The sequence below is a fragment of the Castellaniella daejeonensis genome (assembly GCF_039523555.1).
Classification (GTDB): Bacteria; Pseudomonadota; Gammaproteobacteria; order Burkholderiales; family Burkholderiaceae_B; genus Castellaniella; species Castellaniella daejeonensis.
This window is the reverse complement of record NZ_BAAAFN010000019.1, coordinates 1-23496: the sequence shown is the minus strand read 5'-3', so window position 1 is coordinate 23496 and position 23496 is coordinate 1. Positions and strand designations below refer to the sequence as shown.

At 62.2% G+C, this 23496-nt stretch carries 25 protein-coding genes; 6 read left to right on the top strand and 19 right to left on the bottom strand.

Annotation, left to right across the window (positions count from 1 at the left end; translation table 11 throughout):
- Positions 1 to 115 precede the first annotated feature (115 nt).
- The 16 genes from ABD022_RS14315 to ABD022_RS14240 all read right to left on the bottom strand — a co-directional run bounded on the left by ABD022_RS14315 (position 116) and on the right by ABD022_RS14240 (position 15171).
- Positions 116 to 793: a methyltransferase family protein gene (locus tag ABD022_RS14315; RefSeq protein WP_343822087.1), complete on the bottom strand. Its 678-nt coding sequence runs from the start codon at positions 791 to 793 to the stop codon at positions 116 to 118.
- Positions 794 to 898: 105 nt separating this feature from the next.
- On the bottom strand, positions 899 to 1573 hold the full coding sequence (locus tag ABD022_RS14310; protein ID WP_343822085.1) for a DUF2968 domain-containing protein: 675 nt from the start codon (positions 1571 to 1573) through the stop codon (positions 899 to 901).
- A 59-nt stretch (positions 1574 to 1632) separates the two neighbouring features.
- Positions 1633 to 3000: a sigma 54-interacting transcriptional regulator gene (locus ABD022_RS14305; RefSeq protein WP_343822083.1), complete on the bottom strand. Its 1368-nt coding sequence runs from the start codon at positions 2998 to 3000 to the stop codon at positions 1633 to 1635.
- Between the two features lie 51 nt (positions 3001 to 3051).
- On the bottom strand, positions 3052 to 4782 hold the full coding sequence (locus ABD022_RS14300; RefSeq protein WP_343822081.1) for a pilus assembly protein TadG-related protein: 1731 nt from the start codon (positions 4780 to 4782) through the stop codon (positions 3052 to 3054).
- Between the two features lie 83 nt (positions 4783 to 4865).
- On the bottom strand, positions 4866 to 5288 hold the full coding sequence (locus ABD022_RS14295) for a DUF3613 domain-containing protein (RefSeq protein ID WP_343822079.1): 423 nt from the start codon (positions 5286 to 5288) through the stop codon (positions 4866 to 4868).
- Between the two features lie 23 nt (positions 5289 to 5311).
- Positions 5312 to 6199 carry a tetratricopeptide repeat protein gene (locus tag ABD022_RS14290; protein ID WP_343822078.1) on the bottom strand — a complete coding sequence of 296 codons (888 nt, stop codon included), beginning with the start codon at positions 6197 to 6199 and terminating at the stop codon, positions 5312 to 5314.
- Positions 6200 to 6207: 8 nt separating this feature from the next.
- A complete protein-coding gene (locus tag ABD022_RS14285; RefSeq protein WP_343822076.1) occupies positions 6208 to 7194 on the bottom strand; it encodes a type II secretion system F family protein in 987 nt (328 codons plus the stop codon).
- 4 nt (positions 7195 to 7198) lie between these two features.
- Complete coding sequence (locus ABD022_RS14280; RefSeq protein ID WP_343822074.1) at positions 7199 to 8128, bottom strand: type II secretion system F family protein; 930 nt, start codon at positions 8126 to 8128, stop codon at positions 7199 to 7201.
- Positions 8125 to 9477: a TadA family conjugal transfer-associated ATPase gene (locus ABD022_RS14275; protein WP_343822072.1), complete on the bottom strand. Its 1353-nt coding sequence runs from the start codon at positions 9475 to 9477 to the stop codon at positions 8125 to 8127. The genes ABD022_RS14280 and ABD022_RS14275 overlap by 4 nt, the downstream gene beginning before the upstream one ends.
- A gap of 22 nt (positions 9478 to 9499) precedes the next feature.
- Positions 9500 to 10798 carry a CpaE/TadZ family protein gene (locus ABD022_RS14270; RefSeq protein ID WP_343822070.1) on the bottom strand — a complete coding sequence of 433 codons (1299 nt, stop codon included), beginning with the start codon at positions 10796 to 10798 and terminating at the stop codon, positions 9500 to 9502.
- A 10-nt stretch (positions 10799 to 10808) separates the two neighbouring features.
- Entirely contained in the window at positions 10809 to 12116 is a 1308-nt protein-coding gene (locus ABD022_RS14265; protein ID WP_343822067.1) for a type II and III secretion system protein family protein, read from the bottom strand.
- Positions 12117 to 12148: 32 nt separating this feature from the next.
- On the bottom strand, positions 12149 to 13099 hold the full coding sequence (gene cpaB, locus ABD022_RS14260; RefSeq protein WP_343822064.1) for a Flp pilus assembly protein CpaB: 951 nt from the start codon (positions 13097 to 13099) through the stop codon (positions 12149 to 12151).
- Positions 13096 to 13650: a TadE/TadG family type IV pilus assembly protein gene (locus ABD022_RS14255; protein WP_343822061.1), complete on the bottom strand. Its 555-nt coding sequence runs from the start codon at positions 13648 to 13650 to the stop codon at positions 13096 to 13098. Before ABD022_RS14255 ends, cpaB begins: the two co-directional genes overlap by 4 nt.
- Position 13651: 1 nt before the next feature.
- Positions 13652 to 14215, bottom strand: coding sequence for a TadE/TadG family type IV pilus assembly protein (locus ABD022_RS14250; protein WP_343822058.1), 564 nt, complete (start codon positions 14213 to 14215; stop codon positions 13652 to 13654).
- Position 14216: 1 nt separating this feature from the next.
- Positions 14217 to 14768 carry an A24 family peptidase gene (locus tag ABD022_RS14245; protein WP_343822089.1) on the bottom strand — a complete coding sequence of 184 codons (552 nt, stop codon included), beginning with the start codon at positions 14766 to 14768 and terminating at the stop codon, positions 14217 to 14219.
- A gap of 199 nt (positions 14769 to 14967) precedes the next feature.
- Positions 14968 to 15171, bottom strand: coding sequence for a Flp family type IVb pilin (locus ABD022_RS14240; RefSeq protein ID WP_343822055.1), 204 nt, complete (start codon positions 15169 to 15171; stop codon positions 14968 to 14970).
- A gap of 269 nt (positions 15172 to 15440) precedes the next feature.
- On the opposite strand from ABD022_RS14240, the gene ABD022_RS14235 reads away from it, so the two are divergent.
- The 4 genes from ABD022_RS14235 to ABD022_RS14220 all read left to right on the top strand — a co-directional run bounded on the left by ABD022_RS14235 (position 15441) and on the right by ABD022_RS14220 (position 21140).
- On the top strand, positions 15441 to 16922 hold the full coding sequence (locus ABD022_RS14235) for an IS5 family transposase (protein ID WP_343822053.1): 1482 nt from the start codon (positions 15441 to 15443) through the stop codon (positions 16920 to 16922).
- A gap of 169 nt (positions 16923 to 17091) precedes the next feature.
- Positions 17092 to 18873 (top strand): ShlB/FhaC/HecB family hemolysin secretion/activation protein, encoded by a 1782-nt coding sequence (locus ABD022_RS14230; RefSeq protein WP_343822050.1) that lies wholly within the window; start codon positions 17092 to 17094, stop codon positions 18871 to 18873.
- Positions 18874 to 19160: 287 nt separating this feature from the next.
- The gene (locus ABD022_RS14225; RefSeq protein WP_343822047.1) at positions 19161 to 20600 is read left to right on the top strand and encodes a collagen-like triple helix repeat-containing protein; all 1440 of its coding nucleotides are present in this window, start codon (positions 19161 to 19163) and stop codon (positions 20598 to 20600) included.
- A 27-nt stretch (positions 20601 to 20627) separates the two neighbouring features.
- A complete protein-coding gene (locus ABD022_RS14220; RefSeq protein ID WP_343822045.1) occupies positions 20628 to 21140 on the top strand; it encodes a MarR family transcriptional regulator in 513 nt (170 codons plus the stop codon).
- A 4-nt stretch (positions 21141 to 21144) separates the two neighbouring features.
- Here the strand turns inward: ABD022_RS14220 and ABD022_RS14215 are convergent, their stop codons facing one another.
- The gene (locus ABD022_RS14215) at positions 21145 to 21843 is read right to left on the bottom strand and encodes a prepilin peptidase (protein WP_343822043.1); all 699 of its coding nucleotides are present in this window, start codon (positions 21841 to 21843) and stop codon (positions 21145 to 21147) included.
- Positions 21844 to 21905: 62 nt separating this feature from the next.
- Between ABD022_RS14215 and ABD022_RS14210 the strand changes: the two genes are divergently transcribed.
- Entirely contained in the window at positions 21906 to 22412 is a 507-nt protein-coding gene (locus ABD022_RS14210; RefSeq protein WP_343822041.1) for a GNAT family N-acetyltransferase, read from the top strand.
- Between the two features lie 96 nt (positions 22413 to 22508).
- The gene (locus tag ABD022_RS14205) at positions 22509 to 22703 is read left to right on the top strand and encodes a hypothetical protein (protein WP_343822039.1); all 195 of its coding nucleotides are present in this window, start codon (positions 22509 to 22511) and stop codon (positions 22701 to 22703) included.
- Here ABD022_RS14205 and ABD022_RS14200 read toward each other — a convergent pair whose 3' ends face one another.
- Positions 22704 to 22871, bottom strand: coding sequence for a hypothetical protein (locus tag ABD022_RS14200; RefSeq protein WP_343822036.1), 168 nt, complete (start codon positions 22869 to 22871; stop codon positions 22704 to 22706).
- A 99-nt stretch (positions 22872 to 22970) separates the two neighbouring features.
- Positions 22971 to 23496 (bottom strand): IS21-like element helper ATPase IstB (gene istB / locus ABD022_RS14195; protein ID WP_343822033.1); only part of this gene is annotated, 526 nt, incomplete at its 5' end.

The window sequence follows — 23496 nt, the reverse complement described above, 5'->3', positions numbered from 1 at the left end:
CTTGTTGTTCTTGCTCATGGCTCCATTCTCTCAAGAATCGAAGCCTCCTGAAAACCCGGTGTGATTCAGCCTGATGATCAAGGGACGACTTGAGCAAACTTGCTTGTAACTTGGGTCAGAACAGAAAAAAGTATACATGCACCCATCCTGCCTGTTGGGCGGCTTCGATGGCTTCGAAGACAGGAATGGAAAGAAAGTATGGCAAGGCGTCACGCACGGTGTTCCAAACACCGTGCAGATCCACCGTGACGTGCTGGGGCGATTGCCACAGCGACCACCTGGGCAAAAAACGGGGCGTCCGCCGGCAATATTCGTCATAGCTGGCGCCGAAAGCCTGGCGCAGCAGGACTTCTTCTTCGCCGACGATCCAGTGAAAGATCAAGCTGGCCAATGCGGCCAGCGCCAGCCCGATCACCAGACTGCCGGTCTGCAGCCCCATGCCGCACACCGCCAGGATGGAAAATACATACAAAGGGTTGCGACTGACGGAATACGGCCCTTCCGCCACCAGATCGGCCCCTTTGCGCCCCCCCAGGTACAGCATGCAGGCGCAACGCCCCAGCACCGCCAGGATCAGCAAGGCCAGCCCGGCCCATTCCAGCCCCTGGTTCACCCACCCGGCCTCCGGCCAGGCAGATCCGATCCAGGGCAAAGTGCAGACGGCCAAGACCGCCAGCACGCCCAGCGCGCGACGGCGTCGCACCTGCGCGTGCGCCAGATGTTCCCAAGTGGCATCCAAGGTTGCCGTGCAACCGTCTTTGTCGCCCCCGTCACCGGCAGGACTGTGCGTCATGATGAGCATCCTATTCTATTCAGACAGGCCCATAGCGGCCTGCTCACGCACGATACTCCAGATGACTTAGTCCAGGCTTAGGAAATGTCGCCCTTGCGGGCGATTTCAACGCAGCTTGGCCTGTTGTGCTTCCAGACGACGGATCGTGTCCTTCAGTTCCTTCAACTGCTTTTGTGCCTCGGCCTGCTGCTTGCTCAGACGGGCGGCCTCTTGATGTGCAATGGCCTGCTGTGCCGTGATCTGGCGGGCCTGTTCCCGCTGCGCATCCACATCCGCCTGCAGCGCGCTGAGTTCTGCCGAGCGTTCATTCAACTGCGCTTCTGTGTGCGCGTAGCTGGCCTGCAAACGGATGCGCTGCAGGTCAGCCTCGGCCAGGCTGGCGGATTTGCGGGCATATTGCTCGTAGCGCTGTTCGGCCTGTTTCGAATCCAGTGTCTTGGTGACTTTCCAGAAGTCCTTTTTGTAGAACAGGGCCGCGTAATAATCGAGGGACTGGGTATCGAACAGCAGGCTTGCCCCATAGGATCCGTTGTACACCGTGCGCAGTTCCGTGACGGCCCTCTGCTGGATCAGCTGCTGCAGATGCGCGACAGCGCCCTGGGCAGGCGGCGCAGAGACGGTCGGTTGCGCGGGGGCCTGGGCGGCGGCGGGATCCAGTTTGGCGTCGGCTGCCGGCGGGGCTGCCTGAGTGACGGCGGCCGTCTTGGAGACGGGGGTCGTGCACGCACTCAGGACGGTCAGGGTCACAATGGCCAGGATGGCGCTGCGATGGATACTCATGAAGTGCTGTCCTCTTCTGTTGTAATCAAATCCTGCGAATGTTGCAGTGTATCGGATGCTCAAAGCGGCACCGCACGGTCGGCCTGGGTCTGGATGCCGTGTCGGCGCATCTTTTCCCACAGGGCCTTGCGGCTGATGCCCAAAGCCGCGGCCGTGTCCTGGCGGCGCCAGCCGTTGTCATCCAACGCCTGGATGATGCGTGTGCGCTCCGTCTGCTCATCGGGCGACACGGAGGGCGGCGCCTCCTGGATGGCCACGCGGCTCAGTGACGTGAACTGATCCAGGATGCGTTCCAGCAGGTCCCGGTCCCAGGCGCCGGTCTGCCTGACGCCAATGCCGATGCGTTCGGCCAGATTGGCCATCTCGCGGATATTCCCCGGAAAAGGCATCATGGCCACCTTGGCCTGCAGCCATTCCGGGGGCTCGGCATCCCCGTGCGGAGCAGTCAATGAAAGCAGCGCCCGAAACAGATGCTGCTTTTCCAGCGGGCCGCGAGCCTCCAGGTTCGGGACTTCCAGTTCGATGACGGCCAGGCGATAGTACAGATCGCTGCGGAAACGGCCCGCTTCGGTCAATGCGGCCAGATGAAAATGACTGGCCGACACCAGCCGGAAGTCCACCGGCACCTGTACGGTGGACCCAAGCCGGGTAATGCTGCGCTGTTCCAGCACGCGCAGCAGCTTGACCTGCTGGTGCAGCGGCAGATCGCCGATTTCATCCAGAAACAGAGTGCCGCCATGCGCCTGTTCGAAATAGCCCTTGTGCGCGCCCACCGCCCCGGTAAATGCGCCCTTGGCGTGACCGAAGAAATGCGCCTCGAACAAGCCATCGGGCACCGCGCCGCAATTGACGGCCACAAACGGCCCGCCGGCACGTGTCGACAATTCGTGCAGGCGCTGCGCAATACGTTCCTTGCCGGTGCCGGTTTCGCCATGAATGACCACGCTGGCATCACATCCTGCATACAGTTCAACGTCCCGCATCAGGGTACGCATGGCCGTGCATTCGGCAATCAACGGCGTGTTCTGGCGTGTAGCCTGAGCTGCGTCTGCCTGATCCGCCGATTGTGCCGCCCGCAGCACCATGGCCCGCAGTTCTGCACCCGTGAACGAGGGCGGCAAGGTGTGCGAATAGGCAGGCGGATAGAAACGGGTGTCCTGCCCGCGCTGTTCCGCCGCCACCCAGATCACAGGGACGGCTTCGGTGCGCAACCAGCCCTGGCCGGTGAAATGCGCGTCGCCGATGATGCTGACCGAAATCACGGCCACCGCCCGCCGGCCAGGTTCCCGCGGCGGCGGCATGGGGGTGGTCGAATCGACGCGGATCGCCATGATGTCCGTACTGGCCAGACACTGCTGGATCCTGGGCGCAATATCAGAACTGCCTTCCCAGATGAACACGTCGATGTTGTCGGGGCTGACTGTCATGCGGAAACCGGTTTGCGGGATTGATCGATCATGGCGGGTTCTGGTGGGTTCCTATTGGACGAGGTAAGGGGTAGCGGGGGTGATGTCATAAAGCCGAATGTCGGTTTCGTTCAAGCTGCCGCCTAGCAGCGGCATCAGGACTTCTTGCAACAGAGGGGTCAGCAGCGTGTTGACTCCTGTGACCAGAGGGCCTAGCACTCCATCCAGAGGAATTCCCAGGCCCAGTAGATGTACGCTAGTGTCAATCTCACTTGGCTGAATCTGAGTTCTCCACGGTCCGCTATTACCATTGAACGTAAGGCTGTGCCCCTCAAGGATGGCCTTCGGGGGCGACCAATCTGCACCAGAAGCCAAATTGATATTGGCGCGCACCTGCAACGTCACAGTGCCAAACAGTATTTTGATAAAGTCCACATACTCTGGCTGTGAGCTTCCTGATCCAGCCGGTCGGCAGAGAGCCCCAGCCGGCAGTTTTCCAATACACAAGTTAGCAGTCGAAGCCTTTGTATTGAAATACCCTTGCTGGTTTTCAGAATCAATCGCGGTCAGTTTGGCGTCCGAATTGGCTGCGCTGATCGTGATCGGCAAGCTGCCAGACAGCACCAGCAGGTCCGGAAGCTTGAGGTTCAGTTTGAGCTGGACCTGCGAATTGCTAACGACGCAAGGATGCCCATCGTCATACACGGGAATCGCCAAGCCGATGGTCGGGGGATTCACGACCTGGGCCTTGAGCGACACCACCCCAGGCACGACAGAGGCATCCAGATTCAGCAGGTTCTGGCCATTGGCCACGATGGCGCTGGTTCCGATCAGATCCATCACATTCAATTGTGCATTCAGCGCAGACGACAGGTTGGCCGATGTGGTGTAGAGCATCACGCCACCTTCGCCCAGAAGTTTGACAGGCAGAGTCAGTTTGTCTTCGCCGATCGTGCTGAATACGGAACGGACAACACCCACATCCACCGCTGCAGTCTGTGTTCTATCCAGTGCCGTCAGATAGGCATTCAGTACAGTTCCCAAGGACAATTGCTGCAGCTTGGTCAGTTGATCCGGTGTCCCGACGCCTGCCAGGATCGACGTCGGCAACCCCAATTCCTGCAGCAACCCGGCCGGCGTGATCTTCGCATTGGCCAACCCTTCGGAATCCAGCAACCGGACGTCCTGCGGATCCAACCCCAGACTCTTCAGCAAAACAGGCACCAGGCCAGTATCTTCTTTCAGCGACAGCAACCTGGCCCCGACAGAAAACGTCGCGGTCTCCGGCCCCACTACGGCGGTGGCGACGGCAGAAGCGCCCGCGTCAGGTTCCGATGATGCATTGCCGCCCCCGAACAGACGCGGCAGAAACGACACCAGATCCGCGCGCATCTTCACGCGCACAGCGTTGAGCGGCTGCGTCCCGGTATAGGCCGATCGGGGCGTGAACACGGGGGCGCCTTGCGGGGCCGCCGGGGGGTACGGTGCGGGCTTGAACCCGCACCGTATCGCCTGGATCTCCTCATTCCAGGGTTGATCTGCGGACACCCGCCCCCAGCGCCCGCATTCGATGGTCGGCTGGGCATCAGCGGCCGACACACCGTTGAGCCCGGCAATCGCCCGCGCCACCACATCGACAGCCTGGCCGGGATCGCACTGACCGCTCATCGCCTGCACCGCGCTCAGCGCCGCCAGGTCGGCAGCCTTCTGCAAGCGTTGCTGCGCGAAATAGTTGTATCCCACCTGGATCGACGCCAGCAACGCCCCCAGAATGAGCAACACCGCCGCCACGATCAGAACCACGGAACCTTGCTCGCCCCGGGCGCCATCATGTCGAGCCTGCTGCTGAGGATGAAATCTGTGTCGCATGGCTGCCTCGCACGGCCTCATTTGGCCTGGACGGTCTCCTCGAACCGGTCGGGGATCGGATGATCGAAGCTGTCCAGATAGCGTTTCCAGCTACGGCCCGCTGCCGCACCCAAAGTGGGCAGGACGGGGCCAGCCTGTGTGCCGGCCACCTGGGCATCCATCAGCGCCTGGGTGGCGGCCCCGATATGCGTCCGCGCCGGCCAGGACTGCGCCGGCAGGGGTTCGGGCTGGGTCGAAGCGGCGGCAGATGTCTGTAGCCCCGCGCCCGACTGCGCAGTCGACGAAGCGCCTTGCGGCCCGACGGCGTGGCTTTCCACCGTCGTCAGACCCGCCGCCGGCACGGGTACCAGCGGCGTCTGCGTCTGGGCGGACACAGGGGCCGCCGCAGCCGCCAGCAAGGCGGCACCCAAGGCCGGCAACAGCGTGGATCTTCTGATCATGGTCGACTCCTTTGTTCCATTGCTTACCGCACCAGGCGGGGATGTTCTGAACTGGCCACTGGCAGCGCTGCACCGCCAACCGGCATGCTGCCGTCGATCGACGCTGCGGTAACCGCAGGGCCGGCCACAGCGGCTGACACGGCGCCGGTTGCTGGGGTGCCAGAAGCCTGACGCCCCTGCAGTTCTGCTGCCATGGCCAGCACACGTCCCCGCGCCGCGCTGCCCAGGCCAGCCTTGTTCATCAACGCATCCGCATCCGCCGGTCGATGGCGCAACAACAACAGAATCGCCATATTGCCCAGGATGCGCTGATCGCCAGGCGCCAGTTCCGCGGCCTGGCCCAGAGACAGCCCGGCGCCACGCAAGTCCCCGGCGCGCAGCTGCGCATAGCCCAAATCACCCAGAAAGATCGGGTTGGCCGGCTGCAAGGCCACAGCGCCAGACAATTCCTGCACGGCCTGCGCGTCCTGGCCCGACCGTGCCGCCAACAGACCCAGGCCGTGATGCGCCTGGGCGGCCAGGTCCGTGCGTAGCAGCGATTGGTACAGGGATCGGCTTTCCGCCAGTTGCCCGGTTTCCATCAAGGCCTCGGCATACAGAGCATCCAGTTCCGGCGTATGGCCGTGCTGGGCAATGTATTGGCGCGCATAGGCCAGGACTGCGTAATAGCGCCGGTCTGCGCGGGCTTCCCGCACGACATTGAGCATCATGTCCGACTGCGACGGCGTGTTCTTTGCCGTGGCGCGGGCTTCAGCCATGCGCCGCAGGGATTCCTGTTCCTGTTGGTGCTGGATGAGTTCCATGGCGGTATTGGGCTGGAAGGCCGAACAGGCCGACAGCATCAGGGCTGCGCCAACCAGCAGACTGGCGCGCCACATACCCCGATAAGAACTGGTTGCTTGCAATGTCATGAGAAGTCCTAACCAGAAAGACGCGACAGGCCGCGCAAAATCGCCACAAAACCGGACCCGCCTGTCACGATGAGCAAGGCCGGCAGCAGCGTCAGCACCATGACGCCGGTCATCTTGACAGTCAGTTTTCCGATCTGCGCCTTCAGATCCAGCTTGCGTTGATCCCGCAGGCGTTCACTGAATCGGGCCAGGGGTTCCTGCACCGCGCCGCCCTGCTCCTCGACCTGGCAAAGCAGCCGGCAGATCGCCGCCAGGTCCTCGTTGTCGAAATGTTCGCTCAGCCGCATCAGCGACTGTTCCCGGGTCCGGCCCCGCGCATACATGTCGAAGGACCATTCCAGTTCCTGCGACAGTACGGGCATGACCTCGTGGAATTCATCCACGATGATGTGCAGGCTCTGATCCACGGACAGTCCGACCCCCTGCAGCAGCCGCAACAGATCGATCAGCAACGGCAATTCCTTGCCCGCATCCGCCAGCCGGCGACGCACCCTGCGCTGGACCAGCCATTTCGGCGCCATCCACCCCAGCCCGAACCCCAGCAAACCCAGGAAGACCGGATTGGATGCCAGACCGTCCATGCCATGCATCGGGCGGCCCAACACGGCTACCAACAAAAACACCAGCGTCAGGATCAGGCGCGCCACCAGGAACAGGGCCTTTGCGCGGTTCGGGCTGCGATACCCGGCCCGTTCCACCAGGATGCGGTCTTCCTCGGCCATCAGCAGCATGCCGAAGCGCCCGGCCGCCCAACGACCGCCAAAGCGGACCACCGCATCCAGCGGCAGGCTCACGGTTCGGGGGCTACGCCCGTCGGGATCGGCCAGTGAACTGCCGGCCCGGCGACGGGACAAGGCCTCGTCCACTGCCAGCCCGCTACGCGCTTGCCTCCAGGCCATCACCAGCCAGGCGCCGCCCACCAGCAGCAGCACCAGGGCCAGCAGGCCCACTGCCAAAGCGCGCAACAGCGAAGGTGACAGCGTGTCCATCGTCATGTCGTTACTCCAGCCTCGACAGGCGATATAGCCAGAACGAGCCCAACACCTGCAGCACGAACGCCCCCAGCAGCAGTTTGCGTCCGACGGGATCAGCCCACATGCCGACGATCAGGACATCATTGGTAATGATGATCAGGGCACCCAGCCCCAGGGGCAACAAGGCCAGTATCCAGGCGGACAAGCGTGTTTCAGCCGACAGGGCGACCAGTTCGTTGCGAGCCTGCGTCAGATCGCGCATGAATGCGGACATCCGTTCCAGCACATGGTCGGTCCGCCCGCCGACGCGGATCGCGACGCCCACGATGGCGGCCACCAGATACAGTTCGTAGATGCCGTATTGCCTGGCCGTCTGCCGCAGGGCCACATCCAGTTCCACCCCCACGCTGCCCGCGCGGCGGGCCTGCCCCAGGATTCCGCGCAGGGGCTCTTCCGTCCGGTCGGAGGCGTTCTGGAATGCTGCACCCAGACTGTTGCCGACCGTCATCATGCGCACCACGCTTTCCAGAAAATCCGGCAACTGCTGGATGATCCTGCGATGGCGCCTGGATACTCTCAGCCAGATGAACAACAGATTCAAGGGAATCAGCAACACCAGTGCGGCGGCGGCCGCCGTGGCATTCATCAGCACCAGCAACGCGATCGGCAGCGCCAGCACCCGCAGCGCCAGAGTGATGTAGAAATGCCGGGTCGGCCGGATACCGGCCCGCAGCAGGAAGTTGTTCCAGCCTGTGGGGTTGCCGTGCCAGGCCTCCAGCCCCCCCGCCCGTTCAGTCACTGCCGGACCAGGGGCGCCGTACTTCTGCAGCTGCCGGGCCATGTACTGTGCGCTGGCCTGGCGGCGCGCCCCGTGGGCGGCGCGCTGCCACAGCACGATGCCCAGTGCCAGAAGCAGCAGCGCAGCCGCCGCCAAAGCCGGGATCAGGGCGTTCATGACCTGCGCCCCCAGAACCCGCTGCGGCCATCCGGCGATGGGGTCGGCGCCGACGAAGCCCGGTTTTCCTGCATGACGGCGCGCCATCCGGCCAGCTTGGGCGACTGTGGCACGATGCCCAGGCTCTTCCAGCGGTCCTGCTCCTGGCCGTCGGCATCCGTATGCGTTTCGTGCCGGTAGAGTTCCTGGGTCGTGATCACGTTGTCCCCCATCCCGGTGATTTCGGTGACGGACAGCACTCGGCGGCGGCCATTGGGCAGGCGGCCAATCTGGATGACGAAATCCAGCGCACCGGCGATCTGGCGGCGCAGGCTTTCCTCGCTGCCCTGGTACCCTGCAAAGCCCGCCAGCATCTCCAGGCGGTACAAGCATTCGCGGGGCGAATTGGCATGCAGCGTGGTCATCGATCCCTCGTGTCCCGTGTTCATGGCCTGCAGCATGTCCATGACTTCTGATCCTCGGACCTCCCCCACGATGATGCGGTCCGGCCGCATGCGCAGGCTATTGCGAATCAAATCCCGGATGCTGACCATGCCGTTTCCGTCATATCCACCCTGACGGGCTTCCAGACGCACGACGTGCGGGTGATTCAGCGACAGTTCGGCCGTGTCTTCAACCGTCACGATGCGCTCGTCTTCCCGGATGAAGAACGCCAGCGCGTTCAGCAACGAAGTCTTGCCGGAACTGGTGCCGCCCGACACCAGGATATTGCAGCGGTTGTGCACGGCAAGCTTCAGCAGGTCGTGGATCTCCTGGTTATAGGTGGCCAGACCCAGCAGGTCTTCGGGACGCAACGGTTCCTTGCGGAACTTCCGGATCGAGACCTTGGGGCCATCCAGCGACAGGGGTTCGATGACGACATTCAGCCGCCCGCCATCCGGCAGGCGCGCGTCCACCATGGGATTGGACTCGTCCAGGCGGCGACCCAGCGGCGCCAGAATGCGACGCACGATGCGCAGTACATGCTGATTGTCGGAAAACTGGGTCGACTCCCGGGCCAGCACACCCTGGCGAGACACGAACACGTGCTGGTAGTCATTGATCAGGATGTCCTCGACCGAAGGGTCTTCCAGCAGGTCTTCCAGTGGCCCCAGGCCAGCCAGTTCCTGGGTCAGTGCCGTGGACAACTGACCGACCTCATGCTCGTTCAGGGCAAAACGCTGGGTGCGCACGAAGCTGGCCACCTCGATGGAGACGAATTCGCTGATCGCCTCCCGCGTCCAGCGACCGAATTCCGCGCCCAATTCCTCGATCCGGCTGAGCAGATGCTCATACGTCTGGCGCTTAATCTCCCGAAATCGATCCGACTGAGGGAAATCGTCACTGCGGAACTCGATGGTAGGCGTCATGGTGAATCGTTCCTTTGATCTGCTAACGCAGGCACTTTGCCTTCAGGCCGTCCCACCAGGCATGCAGGCCGGCGGGGCTCGTGGCGGCGGACGGCTGCAACAGCCGATCCGACAGCCGCCGTACGGCCTGCACATAAGGATTCCGGGGCGCCGATTGGGTCAGGCGGACGCCACGGTTCAGGTGATTCCAGAGAGCAAGGGTGCAATCGGGCAAGATGTCCAACAATTCGATGTCAAATTTTTCCGCGATCTGGCTGGCAGACAAGCCGTAGCGGCTGTCATAGCGATTGACGACCAGTTGCAGACGCTGTGTGTCCACACCCTGTGCCCGCAATACGGACAGACATTCCGCCAGGGACAGCATGCCGCCCAGGCTCTGGTCGGTCACCATCCAGATCTCGTCGGCTGCCCCGCACAGGCTGACGATGAATGGCAGATTGTCCAGACCGCCAGCGTCCACGACCAGGTACCGGAAGAAATCATGCAGGCGATCGAACAGCGCCAGACCGTCTTTATGGGTCACATCCCGCATGGCATCCAGATCCTGCGGGAAGCTCAGGATGCCCAGCCCCTGGGCGCCGTGCGGCAAGGCAGAATCCAGCAGCGTATCGTCCAGGCGATGCAGATTGTTCACAGCGTCCAGAAAATGGAATCCTTCGGGCACCCCAAAATACAGCAGGCCATCCCGGGTCGGCAGCCCGAGATCCAGCAGGCATACAGACGCTGCCCGTGCGGGCGATGCGCGCAGAGGCGCCTGAACCGAGCCGCGTCGCGGATCCGCTTGCGCCTTGACCAGATGCGCCTGGCACAGCTCCGCCAGATGCGTTGCCAGCGTGGTCACCCCCATTCCCTGGCGCGCGCCCAGCAGCAGCACGCTGCGGCTGCGCACCGGCCCGCCCGGCGCCCGGACCATGGGCGCGTCCATGAGCCGATTCAGAGTCTTTCTGGCATCGGGCTCGTCGCTCAGGTCCAGGCAATCGGACACCCCGGCGCGCAAGGCCTCGACTGTCAGCATCCCGATGGAATACCGGATCAGCGCCACACGCTGGGCCTGGGGAAAGCGGCCCGTCGCATACTGACACAGGCGGCGAGCCCGCATCAGGTGGCGCTGGCCTTCTTCCGTCTCCGGGTTCAGGTCAAAGTCGATGAATATCAGGCGCGGCGCACCGGGCCCCGGCAGATCGCCGGTCGAAGCGTCCTGCTGCAGACCCGTGCATGTCAGCACGCCGTAGTCTGCCAACAAGGCGGCCAGCCGCCCACAGGCTTCCTGATCCTGCAGAAATGCCAGAAACTGCGCGGCCGGTGTCACGGAACCATCCATGGTCATGCACTCATCTCGAAAAACCGGGCATCTGTTCGCCGCCCATGCTGCCCGTCAGGTAGTACCCCCAGGCATTGGCCGGGCTATCTTCGCGGTCGATCTCCTGGCCAGGCAGCTTCAGCCGGGCGCCTTTGGCGATGGGCCGGATCAGGTGAGGCGTCACCACGATGACCAGTTCGCGCTCTTCCTGGGAATAATGCAGACTGCGAAAGAACGCGCCGATGATAGGCAGATCCCCCAGAAACGGGACTTTGTCGACATTGGCGGATGTCTGGCGGGACACCAGACCGCTCAGGATGAAACTTTCTCCATCCCCCAGCTCCACCATGGTGTCGGTACGGCGCGTCCGGATGGAAGGCAACAAGGTCACGTTGTCCCCGCTGCCGATGGCAATGGTATGGGTGTAGTCCAGCTCGCTGGCCTCTGGTGCGACCTTGAGCGCAATCCGGTCCGCCCCCAACACGGTCGGGCTGACCGTCAGGCCGATGCCAAACGGCTTGTATTCGACGTTCTGGGTCCCCAGTCCGCCGGATGCAGGCACCGGGATCTCGCCGCCTGCCAGAAACTTCGCACTCTGGCCCGACATCGCCACCAGGCTGGGGCGCGCCAGGATGCGCGCCATGCCATTGGATTCCAGCAGGCGCAGGGTGGCCTGGAACCGTTGCGGGGAATAGGTCAGCGCGAACCCGGTGTCGGTCGACAAGGCGGCCGGCAACAGCGTCGTGGCCCCACGCCACAGGACATCATCCCCGGAACGCGACCTGGCATTCCAGTTGATCCCGGCATCCTTCATGACAGAGCGGGACAGTTCCACCACCTGAACATCCACCTGCACCATGGATGTCGTATTCACGGTGGACAGGTCCGCCGCCTTGTCGCCCGCCGCCACCTGGGCAGCCCGGTGTGTCAGCAGCGATTCGGACCGCCCCGCAATGACCGCCGTATCACCCGCCTGCGCCACCTGTGCGTCGGGCGCTGCGCCCGCACGCGCCAGCGCGGCCTGCGCAGCGCCGACGACATGGATCTGCCAGGACTGCAGGGCGCCGCTCTGGCCCCAGATCCTGAGTTCCGTGTCGCCGGCGTGCATGCCGGTCAACAGCACCCCGCCGGCGCCCCCGCCCTCTGCCGGCAGGACCTGGATGTCGGCAACCGCAGGGTCGGCGACCGCCACGCGCTGGGGCACGCCGGCCACGGGCACGAACCGCTGGGCCCGTTCCGCCAGATTGATGGTCTGGCTGGCGGCGTTGGCGGGCAAGCATCCGCCAGCGGCCAGCGCGAGTCCCAGCATGACGGAAATTCGCAGAATGATCAGGGACATGTGGTGTTTCCTTGTGCGGACGGGTCGTCGGGCTAGTAGGGCTGTGTGCTGGACAGATTGCCGCGGATCACCTGCACGGTGGCGCCAGATCTGCGGGTGCCGGACGGGCCACGATCCAGCGGCGACGCGGGTGCTGCAACAGGGGCTGCGCCCGCCAGATCGCCCAGGCTTTCTCCGGCGAATGCCAGATTGGCGGGATCCTGCAAGCGCAAGCGATCTTCTTCGCCCAGATCGGAACGGGCCGACAAGACCGGCACACGATCCGGAAACAGATCCTGGTCTGGCACGCTGGCGTCCTGCACGGACCGCAACACGAGCTGCAGCACGCCTTTCGACGATGCCAGCAGCAGCGTATTGACCTGTTCCTGGGGCACCGCCACGATGGCGCTGGTTGGCGCCTTGGCCTGCTTGTCTTCGTCGCCGGACACGACAGGCCGGTCCAGGGACCTGGCCCCGTAGGCCAGCAGCCGCACCCGGGCCATCAGCAAGCGGGACTGCGTGATGCCGACCTCGCCGCCCTTGCTCAGCGTAAAGAAGATATCCACCAGATCGCCGGGTCGGATGGAGCGCCAGTCCGCCGCAGCGGCCACGGGGATGTCCACCGCCCGCTGTTCCGCATCCAGATAACTGGACAAGCCCTTGGCCAGCAGAAAGGAATTCAGCGGCTGGCCTTCATGAAGATCGAATCGCAATACCTTGTCCAGCAGTGGGCCGGCGCTTGCATAGGCATCCGCCGGGGCTTGCGGCCATTGGGCGACCTTCAGGGACGAAGCCGACAGCACGTCGCCGGCCTTCAGGTCGCGGGAAGCCACCACCACCGGCACGGTCTCGATCGGCCGTTCCGGCGCCGGTTCCTGTTTCACCTGTGCAACCTGTGGCGCCGGGGTGGGCGCCGGATTGCGCGCCAGGTAGTACGCCAATGCCGCCAGCCCTGCCGCCGCCAACACCAGCGCTACCGCCAGGAATCTCAACAAAGGGTTCATGGCATGCCTCCCGGTGTGGGTGAGATGATGACGACTGATTTCGCAGTCAATTCGGTGGGGATCCAGCCTCGCCCCGCGTTTGCAGACAGTAGACGGGCGAACTGGCGCATCATGTTCAGCAGGGGCCAACCGTCCACCAACACCGTCAGCTGCACGACCAGGCACCGGGAATTCGGCTTGACCGACCGGATATCTGCCGGACACGCCCCTGCTTCAGCGTGCGCAAAGCCGGACATGGAGCAGGCACTGGATGTAGCCGCGGGCCAGAACGCCTGCAATACCGCCGTGCGGTTCGCGACGTCACAGGCATACTCTTTGACCGGATCTTCCAAGGCGGCGGGCGCCGCGTCGTCTTCAGCCTGGGCGGCATAGCTGAGCGCCAAGCCGTGGCGTGCGGCGTCGGCGGCGACGTGGGTCAAGGTCTGCTGCGCCCAGAACAGCGCCCCGTAGCTGACCACGGCAAAGATCAGCATGAACAGAACGATCAGCGTCAAGCTGAGTTCGATGGCGGCGATGCCCGACTGGTTCTGCACACGGCGGGGCTGCGTCATATCACGACCCCCCCTGGTCGCCGGGATAGGAAATCGCCATATCCACGACGGAACGAGCCTGCAACACGGCGGGGACGGGAACCGACAACCAGGAACCCAGCCCCAGCACCGGCAAGAGCGGGCTGTCTTTGTAGTCGTAGCGCACGATGACTTCGGCCTGGCGGGCCTGCGGTACCGTCGGCACACTGGCAGGACACAGCGCAGCGGCAGCACCGCCATCAGAACACAGCCCCGCCCCCCCGCCGGAACCGCCGTCGGCCGGCAGGCACACGGCGACCCGAACCGGTCCATCGCCAGCCATGGACCGGATCCACGAAAGCTGTTTGTCGGCCGCCGCCTGAATTCTGCACACACGGTCTGCATCATCCGGCGCCCAGGCCAGCAACATTCTAGCTCCTGAGTTGGCCGCCTGGTTCAAAGAATGCTGGGCCATGAAGATCAGGCCGTAGGTCAGCACGGCATACAGGATCAGAAAGCACACGACGAAGGCCAATGCGAACTCGACGGCGTAGGCGCCCGATTGATCATCCCCCCATCGCAGTCCGGACCGGTGGCGGTGCATCATGTCAGCCCCTTCCCATCAGCCCGGCCAGCCACGGCTGGCCTTGCAGGGCCTGCCAGACCAGCCCGAACAGCGCCGCCAGCGCCAGATACGCTGCAAACGGCGTCGAACGCGGTACGGCACGGATCCCGCAACGCTGCAGATCCACGGGGATCATGCGATACAGGTAATACGCCAGGGCGTGAAGCCCCGCCATCAGACAGGCCAGCAGGAACGCGGGGGCCAGGCCCGCCAGACCGATACAAAAACCCAGACAGGTCGCGAACTTCACGTCGCCAGCGCCCATGGCGCGAAACCGCCAGAGCGGAAACAGCAGAATCAGGGCGATCACTGCGCCGATCAGAGCGGGGCCCCATTGCGTGACCATGACGCCGCGCATGCGCGGAAAAGCCGTTGCAACAGCGGGCCCCAACCAGACACACGCCAGCAACCATAGGGCCTGCAGTCCAAACGCCCACACCAGCAGGCGATTGGGCACCCGACGCTGACGCAGGTCAGACCGGATGATGCTTCCATTCAGGCCGCAGAACAGCAGCAGCCACCCTGTAACCCCCACTAAAACCACGTATGCCGCCCCATCTGTTTATTGTTCAAATTCGTGCGACGACGAACAGACATCTAATTAACTGTCGCTGAAACTGGTTTCAAAGCGCAAATAATAAGAAAATCAATCGGTTGGTGTGGCTGATATTCAAAAATAAACAGCCACACCATCATGTCAAGCGACCCTCAAAATCTCATGAGGTCGTCCCCCCTCATGAACCAGTAGTAGATTCCGCTGCCGTAGCCGCACCATCTAAGACCTTGGCCTTTATATTGTTGAATAAAGTCTTTAGGCTGTCTCCCAAAGGCCCCAAGGCCACCAACAGCGCCACCGCAATCAGCCCGGCGATCAAGCCGTATTCGATAGCCGTCACGCCATCCTCTTCTTTCAGAAATAACAACAGTTGTTGTTTCATCGTCGTCTCCTGAAACGGTTATATCACAACCAAAAGTAAAAAACGGAATTAATGACTATCTACGTGGATGAAAGGTAACCAAATTTGCTAGATACGAGAAAATTGTGCAATCATCCGACTAAGCTGTCAAATACAGTTTGTTTTATTAGTCGTCCCTGAAATATAGCTAAGACTTTGATTTCATGAGATGATATTGCCTTCTGAAGCCATCATTTCTTTCAGATTATCCTCTTCTGGGACGATTTTCTGGGAGAAACACCTCAGCACCCATGAATCAAATCGACGATTTTTTCCGCAGCCGCCTCGATCAGATGATTGACCTGCGTAAGCCGCTTGCCGTGTTGGCCACGCATATTCCCTGGCAGGAACTGGAGGCCTCTGTGGCCCACCGTTTTGCCCGCCAGGTGCGCACCGGAAAGAAAGTTGCCGATATTGATTTGTTTGGCCCAACAGCGGTGGTCGTGGGCGGTTCGATGTCAAACGCAGGGCGCCCGCGCCTGCCGATGCGGTTGATGATCTCACTGCTATATCTGAAGCACACCTTCAACGAAAGCGATGAAGGCGTGTGTGAGCGCTGGAGCGAGACACCCGTCTGGCAGTACTTTTCCGGCCAGGAATATTTCGAGGATCGTCTGCCGTGTGACCCCAGCGCCATCAGCCGTTTTCGTGGCCTGTTGGGCGAGGAAGGCGTTGAGGAATTGCTTGTGCAAACCATCATGGTGGCCATCGAACTGGGGTTGATCGAGCGCAGTGCCCTCACCACCGTCATCGTCGATAGCACGGTGCAGCAGAAGGCCATCGCGCACCCCACCGATAGCCGCCTGTTGGAAGTGGCCCGCCAGAAGTTGACTGAGGCAGCCAAGAGTCACGGGATCTTGCTCAAACAGACCTATGCCAAGGAAGGTCAGGATCTGGCCCGCATGGCGGGGCGCTACGCGCATGCCAAGCAATACCGGCGCATGCGCAAGACGATCAAACGTCAGCGCACCATTCTGGGCCGCCTGGCACGGGACATCGAGCGTAGCAAGACGGTGCTGGCGCAAAGCATCCAGGATGCCCTGAGCCCGCTGCTATCCAGGGCGCACCGGATCGCCGAGCAGAGCCGTCGCAAGAAGACGACCAAGGGGCGCGACAAGATCTACAGCTGGCATGCACCTGAAGTTGAGTGCATCTCGAAAGGCAAGGCCCGTACCCCATACGAATTTGGCGTCAAGGTCGGTATCGTCACGACCTTGAAGAGCAACCTCATCGTGGGCGCACGCAGCTTTCCCGACAACCCGTACGATGGCCACACACTGGCCGAGGCCCTGGAGCAGTCCAGCACGTTGTTGCAGGACACAGGCATCAAGCCTCAGGTGGTGTATGCCGATCTGGGCTATCGGGGCGTGGATGCCGAGATCCCGGACTATCAGCTCAAACACCGTGGCAAATTTAAACGGCTCACACCCAAAGAGCAGCAACTATTGAAACGGCGCCAGGCGATCGAACCGGTCATCGGGCATCTGAAAAGCGATCACGGCATGAATCGCTGTCATTTGAAGGGCAAGATCGGGGATGCCATCCATGCGGTGCTGTGCGCGGCGGGCTTCAATATGAAATGGTTGCTGCGCATGATTGCCCGCAAGGGCATCCGCTCTTTTTTTGTCCCTTATTTCTTGGCCTGGATCTGCCAACGGATCCGGAAGCCATCCCTGTGGGGTGGGCTACCCCGCCGGAATTCGTGGCCTCGGATCGCCGGAAATCCGGCTTGAAGTGGTAGAGATGAATTCTTCAGGGACGACTTATTATCTACATACGCAAATATTTATTGTAGTTTTCAGACATAGTTGTTTTTGCGAATGTCTTAGAAAAAGAACGACTGTCATTGAGCGGTTTTCATTTATTTCCCAGAAGAAACACACGATATCGGACACATTGCTGATGAATGACAGCCACGACACTCCCCCGACGCATAGATGGTCCCTGTCTTCCCTGGCTGTACACATCACCCTCACCGGCCTGGCGCTGGGCATCGGCCTGCCCCCCGCATGGGCGGATGGCCCCGTCCGGGGCAATCCCCTGGACAGCATCCCGTCTCTGCCCACCCCCGGCCATACCGGCCAGCAGCCCACACCGGCCCTGCAGCCAGGCGGCGATGCTGCGGCCCAGCGCCAGCAGGCCATTCAGGCCCGTCTGGGGCAGACCATCGTTCCTCGACATTTCAATGTGGCCGGCAATACCGTCGTCCCTCTGTCACAGATCGTTCCCCTGCTGGAACCGCTGGTCGGCAGATCCATGACCGTTTCCCAACTCATGGGCGAAGTCGCCAAGATCACCAAGATCTACCAGGACCAAGGCTATCTGCTGTCCTTCGCTCTGTTGCAGAACCAGGACTTCCGCGACGGGCTGGTCCAGGTCACCATCGTCGAAGGCTATGTGGACCGGGTCGATTTCCAGGGCAATGCAGGCCCCGCCCAGGACCGTCTGCAGTCCTTGGCCAAACCATTGCTGGGCGACAAGCCGCTGACACGCGCCAAGCTGGAACGCGTGCTCAACCTGATGCGTCAGGTTCCGGGCGTCCGTGTTCAGCCGCAGATGGACCTGCCCAAGTTCGCGGGCGGCGCCACACCACTGATCCTGCACGTGCAACGCCAGGCCGTGCGCGCCGAAGGTGGGTTGGCAGACATGGGTTCCGGGCTGCAACCCTTGGTGGGAATCACCACCGGCAGCCTCACCCCCCTGGGTGAACAGGTCCGACTGACCGGTGCGGTGCCCATCGGCAGTCATGACGTCAAATATATCTCCGGCGAAATCACCATCCCCATCGGCCATGATGGGCTGGACATGGTCGTCGACGGCTATCACTACGAATCCCATCCCCAGGATGGCGAACTGCAGGATGTCGGCTTGAAGCGGCGAGTCGTCAACGAACGACTGGGGCTTGGCCTGCGCTATCCTTTGCTGCTGGACAACACACGATCCCTGACCGTCGAAGGCGGTGTGTATGCGTCCCGATCCCTGGATGAATACCGGCGCGACAGCGACAATCTGTGGCTGAACCAGCGGACCGATCTTCGGGTTCTGCGTGCCGGGTTGCGCTACCGCGATGCCAGTGAAAAGCAGTCCCGCGACATCAGCCTGAATATCTACCATGGGCTGGACAGCGCCGGCGCCAGCAAACGTTACGCTACGAACGCCACGCCATCCGGTCAGCCCACGGACCTGGCCTTTCCAGAAAAGCTGGACTTCACCCGGTACACCCTGGACGTCAAGCAGACATTCGCATTGCCCGCGGGGTTTGGCATCACCTTGTCGGGATTCGGCCAGTATTCCGCCGACGCCCTGCCCACCACAGAACAGACATCATTTGGCGCCTGGCGCTATGGTCTGGGCTATCCACAGGGCGAACTGGCCGGTGACAAGGGCTACGGCTTGTCGGTCGAATTGAACCGCCGATTCACGACCGGCTGGGCTTGGGTGTCGGACATCCAGCCCTACATCAAAATCGATCAGGCGCGCGCCTGGTACAACCATGCCAACGAACGGCTGGTTTCCAGCACTCCCAGGCTATCGTCCGTCGCACTGGGCACCCGTACCACGGACAACCGGCACTATATCGTCGATGTGAATGTCGCCAAGCCCATCGGGGATCCTGCAACCAATAGCGATCACAAGGGTGTGCGTTTCAATGCCAACTATTCGCTGCTGTACGACGGCTGGTAAGAAACAATGTGCCAGTCGCTGCCTGCCCGTCACGTTACCCACGTTTCGGAAAATACCGGGCATTTGTAACAACCGCAAATTTCAGACTATCTGAATTTTGTGATTTTGCCCTGAGCCCATCTTAGAAACACCATGATAAGTATTTGATTATCATGGTGTTTTTTATTTATCCCTTGGTTTATCCCATCTTTTTCCAAGATGCGCCATAAACTTGGCATGATATTTGCTTGGTATGACACAAGAGATCACAGAACCGTGGCTCTGACCACCATACCAAGGAGATTTCCATGCGCAAACCCATCCAAGCCCATCGTCCCACCTCGACTACGGTGCGCAACCTCATGCAGCTCACGCTGGTGGCCGCTGCTCTGGCACTGACGGGCTGCGCCAGCTCGGACGACAGCGGCGGCAGTCGCCACGCCGGCAACTCGCCCATCACGAACCCAAGCAATCCCACGAACCCCACGAACCCCACAAATCCGACAAATCCGACGAACCCCACGGCCAGCAACGACGGCCCGCTGGAAGGCGCTCTGAAGAACACCGGCGGTGCAGCAGACAACGTCGCAGATCTCAGTCTGGAAAGCACCCTGGGCGGCCTGGGCAAGCAATTGGACGGCCCGCTGAAGCCCGTCGTCACCACACTGGAATCCACCACCCAGAGCCTGGGCGCCCAGACAGGACTGGGACAGCCACTGGACGGCACGCTTAAGCAAGTAGGCGGCGCGGTCGCCGGCATCGGCGACAAAGTGGGTGATTCGGGCCTGCCCGGCGGCCTGGGCAAAGGCGCCGGGGCGCTGGTCACCGGGGTGGGCGATGCACTGTCCTCGGCGGGCGGCCTGTTGAACAAGAACGACAGCAATCCCCATCCCCTGGCACAGACCCTGATCGACGCCACCGGCGGCGTGCGCGGCCTGACCCAGGAACTTACCAACAAGGGTGGCCTGCTGGAGCCGCTGGCCGGCGTGCTGGACGGCGGCCTGGGCGGCCCTCTGGGGCTGGACGGCAAACCCATCCTGCAACCCGCATTGGCCAATGCGGGTCAAGCAGTGGATCAGGTGCTGCCGCTGGGTCTGCAACAACCATTGGGCAGTGCCGGCAAGACGCTGGATGGCGTAGTTGCCCCCGTCGGCGGTGCGGTCACCCAGGTCACCCAGACCGTCGGTGACGGTATCGGCCTGGGTGCTCCGGTCGATCAACTGCTGACCAGCATCGGCGGCAATCTGCAGCAAGTCACGGGTGGCATGGATTCGACCATTCCGCTGGGCCTGAACAGTGTCGTTGCCAGTCTGGGCGCCACGATCAGCAGCGCCGGCGGCGTGGTCCATCAAACGCCGGGCAACACCAACCCGTTGGGCAATACGCTGAATAACGCCACCAAGACAGTGGTCGCGCTGACCAGTGGGCTGGGTGTTACGGGCGGCGGCCAGCAAGGCGGTCTGCTCGGCGGCGTTCTGGGTGGCAACGGCGGCTTGCTGGGTGGTGTCGCAGACGGCGGGACCAGTGGCGGCTTGTTGGGCGGTCTGGTCGGCGGCAATGGTGGTGTGCTGGGCGGCGCCCAGGATAGCAACGGCGGTAACACAGGCGGCCTGCTGGGTGGGGTTACCGGCGGCAACGGCGGTGTGGTGGGCGGCCTGTTGGGCGGCAAGGACAGTGGCGGCAGCGCAGGTCTGCTCGCGCCTGTCACGGGATTGCTGGGCGGTCTGACCGGCCTGGGCGGCAAGTGATCGGCGTCCGTCGACAAGAGGCTGCTCATGGACATGCAAACCAAGTCACTGTCTGAAGCCGCGGCGCCCGCAGGCGATGACTGCGCCAGCATCCCGAAGCTGGCGGGGTCGCCTGCGGATCAACTCGTCAGCATGCTGGGTCTGGGCTTCCCCGTTCTGGCCGAAATGTCGATGACCGCCATGGCCCGTCATTACGGTCTTCGTCGGCTGGATTTCAAGACCCTGGTCTGCATCTCCGTGCTGGAGCCGTTGCCCACCGGGCACCTGGTGAACATCCTGGGCATCAGTCCGGGCAGCGTGACGGCCATTCTGAATCGCCTGGAAGAGCGACGCTTGATCCGCAGGGACCGCAGTCTGCGGGACCGTCGTGAAGTCAGTCTGTGCATGGGAGGGGACGGCGGATTCGATCTGGTGTTTCCGGAACACGCCACGGCGGCCCTGCAAGGCGCGCTGGCGGAACGGGATCCTAAAGAAGTCCGAAGCCTGCTGGATCTGTTGTCCGACTGCCTGCAAGCACTGCGGAACCAGGACAAACCTTGATACGTCAGGCAGACATCAGCAGGACCAGCAAGCCACCCAGTGCCAGGCTGGGGCCCAATGGTTGCATCCGGGACGTTCGACCGCATGCGGCCATCAGCCCCCAGCTTGCCAGGCTGAGTGTAGCGGTCAGCAACAGCAACGACGGTACCTGCGGCCACCCCAGCCAGGCGCCCAGCGCAGCGGCGAGCTTGATGTCGCCGCCGCCCAGGCCCGTTCTGCCGTGCAGCAACCGGTACAGTGCGCCAGCCAGCCAGAATATGAACCAGGCCGCCGCACTGCCCAATACCGCCTGCAAGGGCGAGGCGAAGACGTCCAACACACTGAACAGCAGGCCTGCCATCCACAGCGGAATGGTCAGAAAGTTCGGCAACAGACGGGTATCCAGATCGATCCATGCCAGGACGAACAGGATCAAGCCCAGCATGAGCGCTGCCCACATCTGCACCCCGGGGGCAAAGAAATTGACGCACAGGCCCCCAAGAGCCGATCCAAGCAACACACAGAATCCGCGCCTGGGCTGAAACCCGGTCTCGTGCGGAATCGAGTCCGGATCCGCGCCCAGGACAAACGCCTGACGACGCGCAAGCGGCCAAGTCAGGGCTGCCAGAGCAGCCCCTGCGGCCACTGGCAAAATCCCATTCAGCCACACGGATACGAACACACGGACCTCCGGATGTACCAGGCTTTGATCCATGAAAACCATGGAGAAATCCGGCATGGGGACAGCTTACACTCGAACTTGGACAACATTGCACTGCCCATACCATGACGAGCACCCCGTATTCCCTGACCCTTGACGATCTGCCAGGCCTCAACGACATCCAAACCCACTGCTACACCGCCGCCATGGTCGAATCCGACACAGTCATGGCGGGTCGCCTGGCGATAGCTGCGGACTGGTCCTGGGGCATCCGGGACGACGTCGGTCTGTGCGCCTATCTGCTCTGCTATCCCTGCCGTCAAGGGCATCTGGGCCATCTGAATGCGGAATTCCGCCCAGCCCAGAACGGCAACACCCTGTATCTGCATGACCTAGCTATCCATCCCCGTGCCCGCGGCCGCAAACTGGCTCAGGCACTGGTCCGGCATGCGCAGGAACAGGGGCGTGCCGCAGGCCTGACACATTCTGCCCTGATCTCTGTCCAGAATTCTCAGGCATTCTGGGCTCAGTTGGGCTATCAGGTACAGTCCGCTCTCGATCCTGCCCAAAGCGCCTGTCTGGCGGCTTACCCACCACCGGCACACTACATGACGCGCATGCTGAGTGCTTGAATCCGTGTCTCGAAAACGCGGCATCCCGATCGTCTACAGAGCGATTTTCCTTCTGAAATCAGAGGCTTTGGGGGCTACACGCAGTATAATGAGGGCATGCTTTCAGGCACTCTTCCCCTCGTTCCCGATCTGCTGGCTACGGCGCCCGCCGTCGACCTGCATCGCATCATCCGTGCGGTTGCCAGTTCCACGGCCATCGAAACCGGCCAGGCCATCCACGAACTCGAGCACCAGCTGCAATCCGACAGCCGCTTTCCAGCGCTGGAACTGGCTATCCAGCCTTCGACCTGATCAGCCTTCAATTTCGGGCACGATGCGCTCGACCCAAGTCCTCATCGACTGATAATCCCCCATCAATCCCTGCTGAATGGCCTGGATGTAATGGGATCGGTGTGATTCCCACAGGCTGTAGTCCAGCGGCCCAAGGCCGGCCTGCACCGCCATGACGTCCGCCAGCAAGCGCGCGATCCTGCCGTTGCTGTCAACGCCGGTTGAAAACTGACCCACATTCGTCGGAATCGTCGGAGTAAAACTGACCCACCCCGGCGTCCAAAAAACCTAGCTCCTGATCTTGATATTCCCTGCTTTGCGCTTGTCCTTGAGTCGGTAGCTTTCCCCGGCAATCTGCACGATATGGGCGTGATGCAGCAGGCGGTCGAGCAAGGCGGCGGTCAGCGTTTGGTCCTCAGCAAAGCATGAGGACCACTGACTGAAGGGCAGATTGCTGGTGACGATGATGCTGGTGCGCTCGTAGCGCTGGGCCACCACGTTGAAGAACAGATTCGCCTCCTCGCGTCCAAACGGCAAATATCCGATCTCATCGATCACCAACAGGCGCGGCCCGATGATGGCACGGCTGAAGTACTGCTGCAGCCGATCCTGTTTATGGGCGGTGGCCAACTGCATCATCAGGTCGGCGGCAGTCAGGAAGCGGGTCTTGATGCCCGCCATGACAGCACGGTAGGCCAGCGCCTGAGCCAGGTGGCTCTTGCCCACGCCGCTGGGCCCCAGGAATACGACGTTCTCGGCCCGTTCGATAAAGCTCAGAGCGGCCAGTTCCTGGATCTGGGCACGTGGCGCACCG

Bases quoted from the DNA above. Each gene is read 5' to 3' on its own strand.
- ABD022_RS14315 (WP_343822087.1), bottom strand. From the start codon at position 793: ATGACGCACAGTCCTGCCGGTGACGGGGGCGACAAAGACGGTTGCACG.
- ABD022_RS14310 (WP_343822085.1), bottom strand. From the start codon at position 1,573: ATGAGTATCCATCGCAGCGCCATCCTGGCCATTGTGACCCTGACCGTC.
- ABD022_RS14305 (WP_343822083.1), bottom strand. From the start codon at position 3,000: ATGACAGTCAGCCCCGACAACATCGACGTGTTCATCTGGGAAGGCAGT.
- ABD022_RS14295 (WP_343822079.1), bottom strand. From the start codon at position 5,288: ATGATCAGAAGATCCACGCTGTTGCCGGCCTTGGGTGCCGCCTTGCTG.
- ABD022_RS14290 (WP_343822078.1), bottom strand. From the start codon at position 6,199: ATGACATTGCAAGCAACCAGTTCTTATCGGGGTATGTGGCGCGCCAGT.
- ABD022_RS14285 (WP_343822076.1), bottom strand. From the start codon at position 7,194: ATGACGATGGACACGCTGTCACCTTCGCTGTTGCGCGCTTTGGCAGTG.
- ABD022_RS14280 (WP_343822074.1), bottom strand. From the start codon at position 8,128: ATGAACGCCCTGATCCCGGCTTTGGCGGCGGCTGCGCTGCTGCTTCTG.
- ABD022_RS14275 (WP_343822072.1), bottom strand. From the start codon at position 9,477: ATGACGCCTACCATCGAGTTCCGCAGTGACGATTTCCCTCAGTCGGAT.
- ABD022_RS14270 (WP_343822070.1), bottom strand. From the start codon at position 10,798: ATGGATGGTTCCGTGACACCGGCCGCGCAGTTTCTGGCATTTCTGCAG.
- ABD022_RS14265 (WP_343822067.1), bottom strand. From the start codon at position 12,116: ATGTCCCTGATCATTCTGCGAATTTCCGTCATGCTGGGACTCGCGCTG.
- cpaB (WP_343822064.1), bottom strand. From the start codon at position 13,099: ATGAACCCTTTGTTGAGATTCCTGGCGGTAGCGCTGGTGTTGGCGGCG.
- ABD022_RS14255 (WP_343822061.1), bottom strand. From the start codon at position 13,650: ATGACGCAGCCCCGCCGTGTGCAGAACCAGTCGGGCATCGCCGCCATC.
- ABD022_RS14250 (WP_343822058.1), bottom strand. From the start codon at position 14,215: ATGATGCACCGCCACCGGTCCGGACTGCGATGGGGGGATGATCAATCG.
- ABD022_RS14240 (WP_343822055.1), bottom strand. From the start codon at position 15,171: ATGAAACAACAACTGTTGTTATTTCTGAAAGAAGAGGATGGCGTGACG.
- ABD022_RS14235 (WP_343822053.1), top strand. From the start codon at position 15,441: ATGAATCAAATCGACGATTTTTTCCGCAGCCGCCTCGATCAGATGATT.
- ABD022_RS14230 (WP_343822050.1), top strand. From the start codon at position 17,092: ATGAATGACAGCCACGACACTCCCCCGACGCATAGATGGTCCCTGTCT.
- ABD022_RS14225 (WP_343822047.1), top strand. From the start codon at position 19,161: ATGCGCAAACCCATCCAAGCCCATCGTCCCACCTCGACTACGGTGCGC.
- ABD022_RS14220 (WP_343822045.1), top strand. From the start codon at position 20,628: ATGGACATGCAAACCAAGTCACTGTCTGAAGCCGCGGCGCCCGCAGGC.
- ABD022_RS14215 (WP_343822043.1), bottom strand. From the start codon at position 21,843: ATGGTTTTCATGGATCAAAGCCTGGTACATCCGGAGGTCCGTGTGTTC.
- ABD022_RS14210 (WP_343822041.1), top strand. From the start codon at position 21,906: ATGACGAGCACCCCGTATTCCCTGACCCTTGACGATCTGCCAGGCCTC.
- ABD022_RS14205 (WP_343822039.1), top strand. From the start codon at position 22,509: ATGCTTTCAGGCACTCTTCCCCTCGTTCCCGATCTGCTGGCTACGGCG.